The following is a 15593-nucleotide window of genomic DNA, read 5'->3' as shown; positions in this document are numbered from 1 at the left end:
GTTTTGTTGAGATTTGTGCCAACTATGACGCTGCCAAAGTCGATCGTACTTGTAGTACCATCAACTATATCTGTTGTGCCGTCTAATACTTGGATTTCTGGTATGAGAGTTACGTCGTTATCGGTATTAGTCACCGCGACATCGGTGGGATTAAATCCGTTGTAATTAGGGTCGGTACTGGTAGCGGCGGCGGTGACAATGTTATAGGTTTTATTCCCATCTACTAGATTTTCATCAACTCCCGTTGCGGTGACTGTTTGGGGAGTATTCCAGTTAGCCGCAGTGAAAGTGACTGAAGTTGGGGAAACTGTTCCTTCAGCGATGTTATCGCTGGTTAAACCTACAGTCACATCTGCCGTGGGTTGACTCTTGAGTTGGATGCTAAATGTGGCTTTACCTCCGGCTTCAGTTGTGATTAATCCTGTGGTCGGTGTGATGGTAATGCCAGCAGTATCATTGTCAGTAATCGTCACACTTTGGTTAGTGGTTGTTCCTAATGCAATTCCTGTTGACGGGTTGCTAATTGTTAAAGTAGCTGTTTCCGCACCTTCAGCAATCAAATCATCATTAACTGTAATGGTTACTTGCCCTGTATTACTGCCATCTGGGATAGTTATTTGAGTGGGGATAGCAGCAGTAAAGTCAGCAGCGCTAGCAGTACCAGTTAATGCTAAATTAACTGTTTGAGCGCCGACGACGTTACCTTCGGCAGTGGCGGTAAAGGTAATAGCAGTTTTCCCGGCTTCGCTGGCAGTAGTTGTGCTGGCAGTGAGGTTAACTTTCGGTGCTGGAAAGGTAATATTAAAAGTAGCTTTTTCCGAAAGGTCTACACCACCATTCAACGTGCCGCCGTTATCTTGCAGTTGTACTTCAACCGTGGCAGTTCCCGGTTGACCCTTGGGAGTGTAGGTGAGCGTGCCATCATTTGCCACAGTTGGTCCTGTGGTAAATAAAGTATTGCCGCTGGTAATGTTAACCGTGTAATTCTTAACCGCTTGAGTGGTTACTTCATCGGTGGTTGGGCCGAAAGTAACGCTTTTTACCCAACTTGGGACGATTTGAGTTGTGTTTGTCCAAGATGTTAGGGTTTGGTTGCCTAAGTTGGTGAAACTGGGTTTGTCGTTGACAGGGTTAACGGTGATGGCGGCTGTGTCGGTGGCAACGCTGAAGGCATAAAAGCTGCCGTTGGTGCTGGTGTCAGCGGTGCCGCCGTTAGTGCCAGAGGTGTTATCCCAGGCGCGGAAGGTGATGCCGTTGGTGACGGTGCCGTTGTAGTCGGCGGTTGGTTGGAAGTAAATGCGGGTATTGGCATTGGCGGCAAGTAAGCGAGCGTTGGTATTAAATACTAGGCCCAAAGCAGTCCAAGTAGTACCGCCATCTATGGTGTAAAACCAACTGCCGTTAGCTATGTCGGCGGCGGTGATGGCGATGCCTGCCACTGCGCCAGTGTCGGGGTCGGTGATGTTGTTTTGCCCTGTACCGATGGCAGCAATAGAGGAAATGAGTGTGCCCACAGCGCCAGTGGGTGCAACTGCATCTTCTAGGATGGCACTGAGGGTGACGACGGTATCGGCAAGAACGGGTGCGGTATTGCCAATCGTGCCGTAAACATCGTTATTGTCTTGGCTATTGCCGACACCGTTGGCGGGGGTGGTGGCAGTGGGAGTGCCAGCTTGGTTGGCCGCGGTGTTGCTGGTGAAGGTCGCTCCGAATGTGGTGACAGTGGGTGGGGTAGTTGGCATACCCAGGGTATTGCCATTGGTGTTGGGGGAAGAAGTCATGGCAAAAATTGCCCCACCTTTCCCTTGACCATTGTTCGTAGATGTGCCGCCTGTGGCTGCGTTACTCGTAAAGATGGTGTTGTTGAGGGTTAAAGAACCACTGCGGACAAAGATGGCACCGCCTAAACCGGCACCGCCACCGCCGAAGCCGCCGTTGCTGATACCGTTACCAGCAAAAGTACCGCCCGCACCGCCCGCACCGATCCCGCCGCCGCCGCCGCCGCCGCCACCGAAGCCCCCCGCACCGCCTTGACCCCTGTTGTAGCCGCCGCCGCCGCCGCCACCGAAGCCCCCCGCACCGCCTTGAGGGGCGTAGCCGTTGTCGCCCGCGCCGCCGCCGCCGCCGAAGCCCCCCGCACCGCCTTGAGGGTCGTAGTCGCCGCCGCCGCCGCCGCCGCCACCGAAGCCCCCCGCGCTACTTGGACTACCTGCGCTACCTCCGTAGTTACCATTGCCGCCGTAGCCACCAGTGGTGCTTGTAGAAGAGCCAAAAAGACCACCGCCTCCACTACGTAAACCCACAACGCTATTGCCAAACATCCCGCCGCCGCCTCGACCACCGCCGCCGTTACCATTACCGCCAACAGCACTATTATTGCTAAAGGTGACGTTATTTACCCCGACAGTGCCGCCGTAGATGAATAAACCACCGCCCATGCCAGCGCCACCAGCGCCTCGGTTTCCAGCATTTCCCCCCTTGGCGCGTCCATTGGTGACTGTCATGTTGGAAAAGTTGACGGTTCCCGACTTGACAAAGAAAGGACGAAAAGCATTACCGCCACTGACACTAAAGTTATTGCCAATAAAATCAATGTTGCTGTTAACTAGGGTCTTCATTACCCCTGTAACAGTGACATTTGTGGTGAGGGTAATAGTGTCATCTCCGGCGGCGGCATTCGCATCTAAAATGGCTTTGCTCAATGTGCCTGCTACAGTGCCGGTGCCATCATCGGTTGCCACCGTGACACTAAAACTTGCTAGTGTATATTCATAATCTTTCATCGCCTCCCGATCGAACGGCACGGCGGCTTCTATTTTGCCCGTTACTATTTCTAAATCCCAGTCGCCGCCTAATGCTTTATTTCCGGTTAAATCGTTAGATGCAGCTACATCTGCACCTGTGAGTTGGCTCAATGACTCGATCAATTTATTACCTGTTTCTGTGGCCGCTACGTCGCAGCCATATAATAAAATGTCACCTTTTTCAGTCAGGGCTTTTCCCCACTGTTTTATCTGAGTGTTAAATTTTTCTAGGTTATTCTCATTGAGTACGTCGGCACCGAGTTTTAAACTGCCTTCGCTGCCGTGAGAAAGGAGCTGTACGGCTGAAATATCTTTTTGATTGGCTAAGACGTTTGTAATTTGATCGATGCCGCTAGATGTGTCATCTAAAATGACTATTTGAGTGGCATCAGCGTTATTAATTAGGCTTTGATAGTCTTGTACTGAGGAGTCTACGAAAATTATTTGGTTGCTCATGGTATATGACCTGTTAATTTTTACTTAGTGTTGTCAATCTTACAGTCACCGTCAAGGTTTGACGGTTTATTTAGCTTTCGCTACAATGGTACTAGCGCGGCTATTTGTTGCCTCTATCCAAAAAGATAAGCCATCAAATCGCTCAAATAAGTCGGGAGGTAAAACTGTTTTTCTCGGTTTAAACTCGACTTGAGAACGAACTTGATGTAAGCCTTTTGTGTTTAATCTATTATCAAACTCTGGTTCTTGATATTCAACATTATCAAAATCATGCTCAAAAGGATCTTCGCCGAGAAATTGATAAATCAGCGACATGGTTTTAGCCGGCCCTTTGGTTAATAAATCGTAATCAACTAATAGGAGAGATGCACTCTGTTCGCTGTAGAATGCTTCTTTAAGGGCGCTATAGGCATAACCCACTAAACGCGAGCCTTGACTTAATGCCTCTGTGCGACTATAAACTGTAGCCCGTTCTGCTGGATTATTAAATAACCTGGAAACATCAAAGGTATTGCGCCGAATTAGTAGCTCGATGCTATCCATGATCCAGGCGATGTTTCTGACACAGCAGATTACTTTAGCTTCAGGAAATAGTTCGAGAATTAATGGCAATTTGCTACACCAAAGGCGATTGGTGTCGAAGATGATTTCTTTGTCCGCTTGCGGGTGATAATAGGCCGAAAAAATGCTGAGAATCAGCGCCCGTTTTTGTTCGGGGGAAATAAACACCGAAAATTCATTATCTTCGCTCATGGCTTCCAACATTCGCTCAACTAAACCCCCGACGGGGCTAGTCATAGCGGCGTGAAACCGGGGGTTTTGTCGCAGGATAGCTGCTAGTAAGGTAGAGCCTGAACGCGGCAATCCCGAGATGAAGTGTGCTTTCTGGGGCATCCCTTTGGAATATATTTAATGTTGCCAAGTAGCCTGCATTTGAAGAGAAGAAAGCGATCGCTTTTGCGGTTGCTACTTGCTGTATCATTGCACACTATTGACTTTCAATAATCTCTGGAGGCAAGACAGTGCATCCAGCATCTGAGACGGTATCTGCTTTAAGTTGGATGTTGCATAACTTTACGGAATTACCGCCGAGTTTATTGGAAAATATATCTTGCGGTAGATGGCAGTCACCTTTGTTCATTATTATAAACTCGCGAGTTGGAGAAAAGTGCGATCCCCCCTAGCCCCCCTTAAAAAGGGGGGGACAAGAACTTACTCAAAGTCCCCCTTCTTAAGGGGGATGCGAGGGGGATCTCCGAGGAATAAATAGTTTTAACTGAAGCGTATTGTATTATAGACTCGCGAGTTGGAGAAAAGTGCGATCGATCTTCGCAAATAATGATGACTTCGGTCATTGCTTTGGGCAAAAAAATGTGCGATGAGAAGTTTTGACCAAAATCAGTTGGCGATCGCACCCGCAACTCAAGGGTTGGGGTTTTCTCCCGGGATTCTGGGATCTAAGAAGGTTTTTTGGTCGATCGAACTTGTGCTATTCTCAACTGCCAACCAAACAATCTAATTCCCGTTGCATTTGGGCGGTAACTCGATCGAAACAAGCATCAACATAATCGCGATCGCGCGCCGCCTCATCTCCGTACCTCTCAAATACAATCGGTTCGCACACGCGAGTCCGAATTTGCACCGGTAAAGGCAGGTTCGGCAAAGGCCCAATACTCAGTCCCCAAGGCAATCCCAAGTACACCGGAAATACCACCGGATCGATGCCCAAAAACCAGGGCATTCCCCATTCGTGCAATTGCTTAACTTGTTCGTACAAATCCGCCAAAACTATCAGAGTATCGTGGGCACCGTGCGAGATAATTGGTAAAATTGGCACTTCTTCTCGCAATGCTAATTTAATAAATCCCTTGCGTCCGGCAAAGTAAATTTTATTGCGCAAGTGATAGGGGCGAAAAGTATCTTCTGCGCCGCCCGGATAGACGAGAACCGGGGCATTTTTTCGCAAAGCTGCGATCGCCATTTTCGGATGCGCCTTGATGGCACCGCACTGAACCGCCATGCTAGCAACATCAGGAGAAACCTTCCAAACCGTCGGGTGCATCAATCCGTAGGCCAAGCGTTCCGTGCCGTACCTGCGGAACCATTCGTATAGGAACATAAACATATCTGGAGCCGCCAGTCCCCCGTTGTGAGAACCGACAACGAGCATTTTTCCGCTCGCGGGGACGTGGTGCCAGCCGTCGGTTTGTACGCGAAAATAGTAGCGGTACAGCCATTCCCAGATTGGCAGCAAAAGTTGAATGAAGTCGGGATTGCGATCGTCCAAAGATAAACCGTCAAAGGGATAGTTAGATGATTTGCCGTCTTTTTGGTTAGTAGTTTTTGTCACTGCAAAATTATTTAACGCTTTGGTCATTATATAGCAGGAGGAAGATGGAAGAACGAAGACCGAAATTTCAATCGACCGTTGATATTCCAGCAATTAAGAACCTCCTAAACGTCGGGCGAGGTTGCTATATCAATATAATTAAATCAGAATTTACGCCAATATGTGGTTTCTGAGTTGGTTCGCGGGCAGGTTCTGTTCGGAGCTTTGGTATTTGTTGTCTATTTTGTTCGCAAACCCGCCCTACAAATTATATGGTTTCGGAGATTGTGTGCGGGATGTCAATATATAATAGTTAACACACAACTAATCACTAATGACTAATCACACTTCAGTAGAAAAGTCAATACCGTTTCATCAATTCCCTTGAGTTTCAGTGGCTTATATTTAATAATTCGATTTTCCTCCACATAATCTGCAACCGCCGCCGAAATTAGCACAGTGTTTGGTTGCGCCACCTCTTGCAAGCGGGCGGCAATATTGACGCTCGGCCCGATCGCAGTATAATCCGATCGGTCGGGGCCGCCAAACATCCCCACCACCGCAGTACCCTGGTGAATTCCGCAGCGAAACCGCACCGGCTGCACCCCATTTTCTCCCACAATTCCCTGCTCCAACCAGCCCTTGTTAAGCTCCTTCAGAGCTTCCAGCATTTGGCCGGCAGCAGCTACAGCGCGGCGTACTTGCTCGTTAGGCGTTAGTTCCTCCGGCGCGCCAAAGAAAGCCATTACCGCATCTCCGACAAACTTGTCCACCGTACCGCCGCTGTCAAAAATAGCCTTAGTCATTGCCGCCAAATATTCATTCAAAAGCTCAGCTACCCGGCGCGAGCGCAGCGTATTTGCCATTTCCGTAAAACCGACAATATCGCTAAACAAAATAGTAATCAATCGCGGTTCCGGGCGCAAATCTAGGGCCAAATCTCCAGCCGCGGCTGCCTTCACCATCGACGGCGGCAAAAATCGGCGCAGCACCGACTCAGTTAAATAACTGTTCAACTGCTGCACTCGGCGCTCGTTTTGTTTGAGGGCGATCAAATTCCGCACTTCCGCCAACAATTCGCGATCGTTAAAAGGCTTGGACAAATAAGCGTCAGCCCCCCGTTCTACTCCTTCAATTCGAGTATCTTCGTCGGCTTTAGCAGTCAGCAAAATTGCCGGAGTTCCCTGCAATTCCTCATCCTCTCTAATCATCCGAATCAAATCCAAACCCGAGAGCAAAGGCATCATCAAATCCGTTACAATTAAATCCGGACGGCGGTTTTTTGCCACGGCAAATCCTTCTTCTCCGTTGCGGGCCAGCAAAACTCCAAAGCCAGAATCTCGCAGAATTCCCGACACGTAAAAGCGCAAATCTGGATTATCGTCAACCACCAAAACCGTACCCGCTGCTGTTTCTGAAGTTACCGATACTAGCGCCTCAAAGTTATGATTTTCTGCCTCATTTTCCGACAAATCCGCCTCCACATCTGCCAGTTCCACCGCAGCTTTGGATGAGTGAAACTCCGCAGGTATTTCTAGTACCTGTTCCGGGGGCAAGTGAGTCGAACCGAAGTGCAGCCACACGCTAAAAGTAGTACCTTCGCCGTAAACTGACTCGACGGAAATTTGGCCGCCGTGGAGTTCGACTAATTCTTTGACAAGTGCCAAACCTAAACCGCTGCCTTCGTAGGAACGGCTGGCAGAACCTTCGGCTTGGTGAAAGCGCTCGAACAAATAGGGAATTTGTTCGGTGCGAATGCCGATGCCGGTGTCTTTTACTTGCAACAAGCAGTGAGCGCCGGCCGATGCAACTGTCAGGGTAATATTTCCGCCTTCTGGGGTGAATTTGACAGCATTTGATAGCAGGTTGTAAATAACTTTGTCAAATCTTTCAATATCCAAATAAAGTAAAGGACATTCTTGCAGTTGGGTAATTAAGTGCAGTCCTTTTTTCTCGCAGTAGGCGCGGAACGACTCTGCGGTGGAGTAACAGAAACCGACTAAATCGCAGGGGCGAAAACTCGGCTGCATCCGTCCGGCATCGAGCCGCTGCAAGTCCAGCAGTTGATTTACCAAGCGCAGGAGGCGGCGGGAATTTCGCAAAGCGATTACGGCTTGTTCGTAGGGCAAGTCTTCTTTGCGCCCGCAAGCTGATTCTAGAGGGCCGATAGTTAGTGTTAGAGGGGTGCGGAATTCGTGGGAGATATTTTGGAAAAACTCGGTTTTGAGCCGATCGGCTTCCAGAAGCCGTTCTGCCTGCTGTCTGGTAGTCTGGTAGAGGCGCGACTGCTGCACGGCCAGAGCAGCTTGAGTTGCCACTATTTGAGCCAGGTCAATGTCTGAGAGGTTCCAGCGGCGGATGCTGCGATTTTGGCGCAGGGAAATGCTGCCGATGATTTTGCCTTCCGAGAGCAAGGGAACGACTAACAGGGCGCGGGCGGGCGATCGAACTTGCAGTTCTGTAACATTTAACTCGGGGTGTTCGTTGAGGTCTTCGATCGCCACCGGCTCTTTTGATACCATTACTTGCAGCAACACCGGATTGCCACGAATCGGTACCAAAGACTGCGGTAGGGAAGGATGGGCAAAAACCCAGCCGCGAGCGTTACCAGCAGCAATAGCAGAAGCCAGATCGGGGCTTGGAGGGTTCGCAACTACGTCTGGATGGTTAAAACCTTGTTCTACAGCCACCGTATCCCTAGCGGTGTCGTAGAGCCCCACGCACTGGACGTACTCATCATCTTCTGTCCACAGAGATAGGGCGCAGCCGTCAACTTGCAAAGCTTGGCCGAGTTGTTGAGTAATGGCTGCAAAAATATTTTGGGGGTCGAGGCTCGATCGAATTGCCGTAGTAATAGTATTGACTAATGCCTCGCGCTTTGCCAGCGCCCGCACCTTTTCGTAAGCCCGGGCTTGAGAAAGCGCCAAAGCAGCTTGGTCTGCTACCGTAATTACCAACTGTACCTCGTGGTCTTGCCACTGGCGCGGTTCCTCGAACTGGTGCAGCGCCAAGACAGCCATCAGTTCGGTTTTGTAAAACAGCGGTACGATCAAGCTCGATCGAATATTCGCAGCTTGGTAAGCTTGCTGTCGCTGCTGATTGTCCCAGTTTAAAACTCGATCGTCGGTTTGGGCATCTTGAATCACCTCCACATCCCGAGTTTCCCAAACCAAATCCGGCAGCAAATCCGGGGACAGTTCGGCTGCTGCATCATCTTGGGGTCTGGCTTCAGCATCGCCCTTCTGGTAAACGAACCACTCATCGGCCACCCGACCGTCTTGGAACGGCCGCAGCAGACAGCAACTAACCTCAAACATCTGCCCGACACTTTCCACAATTCTTTGCAGCATTTGCTGGTAATTGGGAGCCGATCGGATAGTATTTGTAACGGCATAAAGCAGCGATTCTTGCGAGAGAGCCCTGCGCAGTTCATTGGTGCGCGCTTTCAGGATATTGTGAGTATCAACAGCTTGACTGACAAGAGTTCTGAGTTCTTGAGCATCCCAAGGCTTGGTAACGTATTTGAATACTTTGCCAGCGTTAATAGCTTCCACTAAATCTTCAACATCCGTATAGCCAGTTAAAATAATTCGGATCACGTCGGGGTATTGAGCCGCCGTCAGGCTGAGAAACTCCGTACCGCTCATTTTTGGCATTCGCTGGTCGGAGATAATCACAGCAACTTCTCCCTGTTTTGCCAAAATTTCCAGGGCGGCGGGGCCAGATTCAGCTCTGAGCACTTTGTAGTCTCGATGGAAGGTGCGGTAAAGCAAATCGAGGTTATCCGGTTCGTCATCGACGATCAGAATTTTTAGCTTAGGATTTTCTTGGGAATTCATGCACCGTTCTCCTGTGCCCCGGGGCAGTTCGATTTAATAAGTCTGATGAAAGGAAGAATTCGCGGGTTTCAATTGCTGAAGTCACAATAATTCGTGAATTTGAAGTTGTTGTGAGGCAAGCCGAAGCAAGAATCAACCTTGATTTTTAATGTCTGGGCTTTCACTTCGGAATTCTTCTGAGCCACAGTTGTCTGTCGTGCACCCCAATTTTATTATTTAATGATATTCACATAAACTCGTCTCGCCGGAAATACCCTTGATCCCTCACCTCTATGCGTGAGAGGAAACGCGAATCCGGCACTTTTAATTGCAGTCGGGATATCTCATAATACATAGGAATAACCGTCCTGATTGTAAGTATATTTGCCAAATTTATCTGCTCTTGTCGATCCTCTGCCTGTTTTATTTGGTATGTCAAAACTGCCCGCAGCACCATACAATAGACAGCCAACATCTTTGCCTGTATTTTTCCCCAGAGATGACAGCAACTTTAAAAGTCAGCCCAGGATAGGGTTCCCGAGCCGGCGTAAAGCCCCTGACTGATATTCGGGGGTGGCTGACAGACAACAGAGGCTGCGAGTGCGAGGGACGCAATTACTGTACCATTTGAGTTAGACTTGCTCTTTTTCCCCGAACGCGGCATTTTTTGTACCTCCTGCAGACCTTCGACCAGCCAATTACTGCGATGAAACACCGCAAGCCCGAGCCTCCATCTGTTAATCTTAGCTAGGGATGTACTCTGTGGAAACCGGTCAATCAGCTCGATCGAGGTTTTGAAGGTCTCGATCGCGCGCAGCACAGTATCGCAGCACAATATCGAGCCGACGGGGGAAAATCCCCGCATACTGTTTCCAGGCATCCAAATTTAAATTGGACGCTGGGGAGAGTACCCCCTGGCGCAACAGGTAAGGCCGGTTCGATCGGGGACGGGGGATGGATTGCCCAGAACTGCTGAAAGCTGGGTTGCCAGGTCCGGGGTCGGCGATCGACATCTGACGCGCGAGCGCGCCCGGTGTTAGTCTGACCAGTCGTTGAGTTTTTCAATTACCGCTTGACGGATAAATTATATTCGATCGGGTATTTCCGCAAGCACAGAGCGGTAAGATTCCCAGAACCTGACGTTCAAACCTTTTTGATTGTTTTTAATACCTTTCCCCCTACCCAGAAATCTAGTATTAGGGGATGGGTTTTTATTTGTCATAACTAGAGTCTTAAATGCCTAAAATTTCCAACTTACATCAGATACTACTTAAAGTCAAGCACAAAAAAAAGTGATTTAATCCGGCTAATAAACTATGCCTATAAGTTACGTTATAAGATCGGTATAACATCAGTGAAGTTTCTAAGAGGGGCAGCTTAGAAACCCACCTAGAAAAATTAATATAGTGGCCTGGCATTGTGAACCCTTCCTTTTTTTCCTCACCGTCTCACGAACAACAAACTCCCGGACTTTCTGGCTTTTCGATCCGGATGGCTGCGTCGAACGACTTGACGCAGCTAGCCGATATTTTGACCATGAGCTTTCACTCCCGCGAGGGGTTTGTAGAATGGGTGTATCCGGTGTTGCGTTTGGGCATTTACGAAGATTTAAAAAATCGACTGCGTTCTAAAGCAGAACATTACATTTGTCTGGTTGCTGAGCTAGTCTCGCGCGAGGAGGGAACGCAGAATTATCGCTCGCACCGAGCTCAGTGCATAACAGGAACAATAGAAATGGCTGTGCGTTCTCGCTTCCCTTGGCAAGTCCCGAGTTCTGACTATCCTTATTTGTCGAATTTAGCCGTTCACCCCGAGTACCGGCGGCAGGGAGTTGCTCAACAATTGCTCAGCAACTGCGAGCAGACAGCTATAGCATGGGGATTTTCTGAGATTTACCTCCACGTTCTGGAAAACAATCACGCGGCGCGACAGTTGTACTATCAAGCCGGCTATCGCTTGCAACAGGTCGATTGGAATTGGACTGGTTGGCTGTTGGGGCAGCCGCGCCGACTGTTTTTACGCAAGCAGATTTCCGTTTCGTAAGCTAAGTATTTGAAGTGATGGGAAATTGGGAAGGGGGAATTAGGAGGTATCAGGAATAAAGAAAAAAACAGCTATCCGTGTATCCGTGACTTGTAGAGCATGAATCAAGGAATTGGTAAGAGGGAATTGCGACGTAAAAGGAAGAAGTATTTAGTTATCTAGGAGAGCCGAAAAAAATACCTATCCGTATATACTTGACTTCCGCATCGTGAATCAAGGGAATTGAGAATTGCAAATTGCGAATTGACGATCGGTTTTAGTTTCCTATTAAGTCCGTCCGCTCGCACAACCCTAATAAAATTGGTTTTTAGTAAAAACTTGAGCTACCAAACATTGCGTACTTTCAGACACCTAAAAACCGCGATACAAAGTTATACCAGTTTCCCCAAAATATCCTACAGTGACTCTTCGAGTGTGAGGCTTGTTATTTGAAACAGTCACCGACTATCAGGCACGGTGATTCTTGACACTTAATTGGGGTCTGCTACCGAAGTAGTCTAAGAGGATGTTTTAAAACTAGGGGCTGTTGTAAGAAAGCTCACAAGGCTTAAGCTGAAATTTGTAGAAACCAGCACCACGCTCACGCGAATGACCTGCAGCATATCCTAGCAATCTGACGAAAGGAACAGTGGGAATTAATCGCCGACCAATTTTCCTCAGAAAACCTGGTGGTCGTCCACGTACCATAGCTTTATTTAGCGTCGTGAACGCCATTCTCTATGTACTGATGCCTTGCGATGTAGGTGGCGAGGCAAACCCGGGCGATTTTCCGGCTTGGCCTACCGTTTATGGTTATTTTTGGAGGTGGAGCAAAGATGGTACTTGGTTAAAGGTTCACGACAACCTTTACCAGTGGGTAAGAGTAGCTGCCGGACGGGAACCGAGTCCGTCACAAGCAGCCGTTGATACTCAACCAGTAGAAACCGCAACGATGATTTCCATTGATGTTGGTTACGGGGCAGGTAAACAGATACATGGACGCAAGCGACATTTGAGCGTAGATTTGTTGGGGCCCGTTTTATGGGTGTTAGTCACTTCTGCGGGTGTTCCCGAACGTGAGAGAGCAAAAAAAGTTTTTAAACGAGTTCATCGCATGGGGGACAAGGTGAATCGGTTACATACCATTTGGATGGATGGAGGTATCGGGGGGAAAACTTTATGCGGTGGGTAATGGATATGTTTCGTTGGATTGTGGAGATTGTTCTGAGACATGAGAGAGAAAAAGGGCTTCATCATTTTACCAAAGCGTTGGGTAGTAGAAAGAACGTTCGGCTGGCTCAATTGTTGTTGGCGCTTGAGTAAGGATTATGAAAGATTGCCCCAAACATCTGAGACTTTTATCTACATAGCGATGATTCGGATCGTGGTCAGACGACTCGCATGATTTTTTACTCGCTTATACTTTTAAAACATTCTCTTAGAGAGGGACCAAAGGCAAGTGTAGGAGCGGTTTCAAGCGCCGAGAGATATAAAGTTTCTAACCCGGATTTAGTATTATGAGGAACGCCACAGAATTTGTGACCTTCTGTGGCGTTGACTTCTCACAAAAGCAGACTTTCGCTGCCAATTCTAGACCTCAGAGAGATTTGGTAGGAAATCCGACGAACCGATCGCCCCGTTAACGCCAACCAGATTCGCTAAAACCCGATCGGTTCCTGCTACTCGCAGCAACGTACCGTTCGGAGTGGCGCTAAATTGCAACTGCTGCAAACTCACTTCGTTGCTCAAAACAAACTTATCGACGCCTACCTCGAAGTTAATGACAGTATCAGTGCCGCCATCAGCACTCAACACAAATCGATCGCTCCCAATACCTCCAATTAAAGTATCGTCGCCCAAACCACCAAACAGCCAGTCATCTCCAGCGCCACCATTGAGAAGGTCGTTATCTTTACCGCCAGTCAGAGTATCGGTGCCAGCATCTCCGTTAACGGTATCTTGGCCTTCGTTGCCGTATAGCAAGTCATCGCCCTCACCGCCGTTGATGCAGTCTTGCTGGTCGTTTGCGCCCACCGAGACACCCCGGTTATCAGCACGATCGCCATAGATGGTATCGCTGCCCTCGTCACCGCAGAGTTCATCGCTGCCGTCACCACCGTAAATCAAGTCGTCCCCGAGGTCTCCGTGCATGAGGTCGTTACCTTTGCCACCGTAAATCAAGTCGTTATCTTGACCGCCACTGATGGTATCGTCAGCTTCATCGCCGAACAGCACATCAGCACCCGTATTGCCAAAAAGCCAGTCCCGGCCACCAACATCTTGAGATCGACTGCGAGCACCGCCGTACATGGTGTCGTCGCCGCTGTCGCCAACAAGCGTATCGGAGCCGAGTTCGCCCCAAATCAAGTCGTTATCTTTGCCCCCCCAAACGCAATCGCTGCCTTTACCTGCTTGGACGGTATCCTGGCCGTGGCCGCTGCCGATGATGTCGTTGCCGCTGCCGCCAAAGATTAAGTCTTGTTCGCCGGTATCCCCTATTGACTGAGAACCGCCACTGTCACCGAGGATGGTATCAATACCTTCGCCACCGTAGAGGGTATCGGAGCCGAGTTGACCAAAAACTAGGTCATTGCCTTTGCCTCCGTAAAGGCGATCGTTATCTTTGCCTGCAACCAGCGTATCGTTGTCTTCTTGGCCGTTGAGGAAGTCGTTGCCGAAGCCTCCGTACAGCAAGTCCCGTCCCTGGGAGTCGCTGACCCTTTGGTCGCCCGTGCCGCCCAACAAGGTGTCGTCCCCGATGCCAGCAAACAAGGTATCGGAGCCGAGTTCGCCCCAAATCAGGTCATTTTCTTTACCTCCAAGGGCAATATCGTCACCTTTGCCGGCATGGATGGTATCGTCACCCTCGTTGCCGTTAATGATGTCTGCACCGTTGCCTCCGAAGATCGAATCGCCATTGTTATCAGCGCTGCTAGAGTTATCGCGGCCGTTGTCTCCCAAAATCGTATCGGCACCTCGATCTCCAAACAGGATGTCTGAGTCTAAGTCGCCGGCAATCCAGTCGTTCTGTTTGCCTGCGAATACGATATCGTTGCCCTCGCCTGCGTAAACAATATCGGTGTCAATGTCCCCAAAAATCGTGTCATTGTCTTCGTTGCCGTAAATTTCGTCCGCGCCTTCTTCAGCTAAAAGTAGGTCGTTGCCTTCAAAACCGACAATTTTTTGGTTGCCTGTGGTGTCTGCGATGAAGTTATCGCCCTCACTTCCTTTGGTGGTTTGTCCCTCTGAAAATTGTGAAATCGGCTGGACAAATCGAACTGCCGGCGGTTGCGGCGGCGGCGCAAAGTTAATTCCCGGTTTTTCAATAATCGGCGAACACTGACACTCGGTATCTGTTTGAGCGATCGGCGTTGGCGTGGGCGTTGGTGTGGGCGTTGGCGTGGGCGCTGGCGTGGGCGTTGGTGTGGGCGTTGGCGCAACCGGCTCCAAGATAGCGGCAACAGTAGCGGTAGCCGGACTGATAGCGCCGCTGTTGTCGGTGGCGCTGTAGGTGAAATTGGCTCCCGTAAAGTCGCCCGTCGTTTGTAAAAATAGTTCCTGCAACTGTTCTGGAGTCAGGACTTGACCGGGTGTCACCGCTACGCCGCCGTTGGCAGGATCTCCTAAAAACAGGACTGCTTGGTCGGCTGGGGGCAGGGTGTTGATGGTGTAAGAGGCGATCGACCCGTCGGGGTCGCTTCCTCCCAATCCCGTGACTAAGGTGCTGCTGTTGGGCGCAATGCTAAATTCAGCATTTGTCGCTACTGGCGGTTGGTTGGGAGTTGGAGTTGGTGCTGGTGTCGGAGTTGGAGTCGGTGCTGGTGTCGGTGTCGGCACCGGTGCTGGTGTCGGAGTTGGAGTCGGTGCTGGTGTCGGTGTCGGCACAGGCAGGGGGACAGCGGCAACAGTAGCGGTAGCCGGACTGATAGCGCCGCTGTTGTCGGTGGCGCTGTAGGTGAAATTGGCTCCCGTAAAGTTGCCTGTCGTTTGGAAAAATAGTTGCTGCAACTGTGCTGGAGTCAGGACTTGACCTGGTGTCACCGCTACGCCGCCGTTGGCGGGATCTCCTAAAAACAGGATTGCTTGGTCGGCTGGGGGCAGGGTGTTGATGGTGTAAGAGGCGATCGACCCGTCGGGGTCGCTTCCTCCCAATCCCGTGACTAA

At 49.8% G+C, this 15593-nt stretch carries 9 protein-coding genes and 1 pseudogene; 3 read left to right on the top strand and 7 right to left on the bottom strand.

Annotated features, from left to right (window positions below):
• The 3 genes from QUB30_RS31390 to QUB30_RS31380 all read right to left on the bottom strand — a co-directional run.
• On the bottom strand, positions 1-3260 hold a 3260-nt coding region (locus QUB30_RS31390; RefSeq protein ID WP_333341900.1), incomplete at its 3' end, for a DUF4347 domain-containing protein.
• A 66-nt stretch (positions 3261-3326) separates the two neighbouring features.
• Positions 3327-4154: a sulfotransferase gene (locus QUB30_RS31385; RefSeq protein ID WP_333341898.1), complete on the bottom strand. Its 828-nt coding sequence runs from the start codon at positions 4152-4154 to the stop codon at positions 3327-3329.
• Positions 4155-4248: 94 nt separating this feature from the next.
• Positions 4249-4401, bottom strand: coding sequence for a hypothetical protein (locus tag QUB30_RS31380; RefSeq protein ID WP_333341896.1), 153 nt, complete (start codon positions 4399-4401; stop codon positions 4249-4251).
• A gap of 237 nt (positions 4402-4638) precedes the next feature.
• Between QUB30_RS31380 and QUB30_RS31375 the strand changes: the two genes are divergently transcribed.
• A complete protein-coding gene (locus tag QUB30_RS31375) occupies positions 4639-4779 on the top strand; it encodes a hypothetical protein (protein WP_333341895.1) in 141 nt (46 codons plus the stop codon).
• On the opposite strand, the gene QUB30_RS31370 is transcribed toward QUB30_RS31375, so the two are convergent.
• From QUB30_RS31370 to QUB30_RS31360, 3 genes are all read right to left on the bottom strand, one after another.
• Positions 4756-5637, bottom strand: coding sequence for a lysophospholipid acyltransferase family protein (locus QUB30_RS31370; protein ID WP_333341893.1), 882 nt, complete (start codon positions 5635-5637; stop codon positions 4756-4758). The genes QUB30_RS31375 and QUB30_RS31370 overlap by 24 nt on opposite strands.
• Positions 5638-5927: 290 nt before the next feature.
• Positions 5928-9428, bottom strand: coding sequence for a response regulator (locus QUB30_RS31365; RefSeq protein ID WP_333341891.1), 3501 nt, complete (start codon positions 9426-9428; stop codon positions 5928-5930).
• A 752-nt stretch (positions 9429-10180) separates the two neighbouring features.
• Entirely contained in the window at positions 10181-10420 is a 240-nt protein-coding gene (locus QUB30_RS31360) for a hypothetical protein (RefSeq protein WP_333341889.1), read from the bottom strand.
• Positions 10421-10826: 406 nt separating this feature from the next.
• Here QUB30_RS31360 and QUB30_RS31355 point away from each other — a divergent pair, with 406 nt between their 5' ends.
• On the top strand, positions 10827-11450 hold the full coding sequence (locus QUB30_RS31355) for a GNAT family N-acetyltransferase (RefSeq protein WP_333341887.1): 624 nt from the start codon (positions 10827-10829) through the stop codon (positions 11448-11450).
• A gap of 628 nt (positions 11451-12078) precedes the next feature.
• Positions 12079-12834, top strand: a pseudogene (locus QUB30_RS31350) (IS5 family transposase).
• Between the two features lie 185 nt (positions 12835-13019).
• Here QUB30_RS31350 and QUB30_RS31345 read toward each other — a convergent pair.
• A partial coding sequence (locus QUB30_RS31345; RefSeq protein WP_333341885.1) for a calcium-binding protein occupies positions 13020-15593 on the bottom strand: 2574 nt, incomplete at its 5' end.

It is taken from the genome of Microcoleus sp. BROC3 (genome assembly GCF_036702515.1).
Lineage (GTDB): Bacteria > Cyanobacteriota > Cyanobacteriia > Cyanobacteriales > Microcoleaceae > Microcoleus.
The sequence above is the reverse complement of the archived record's forward strand: the minus strand, read 5'-3'. Positions and strand labels throughout refer to the sequence as shown.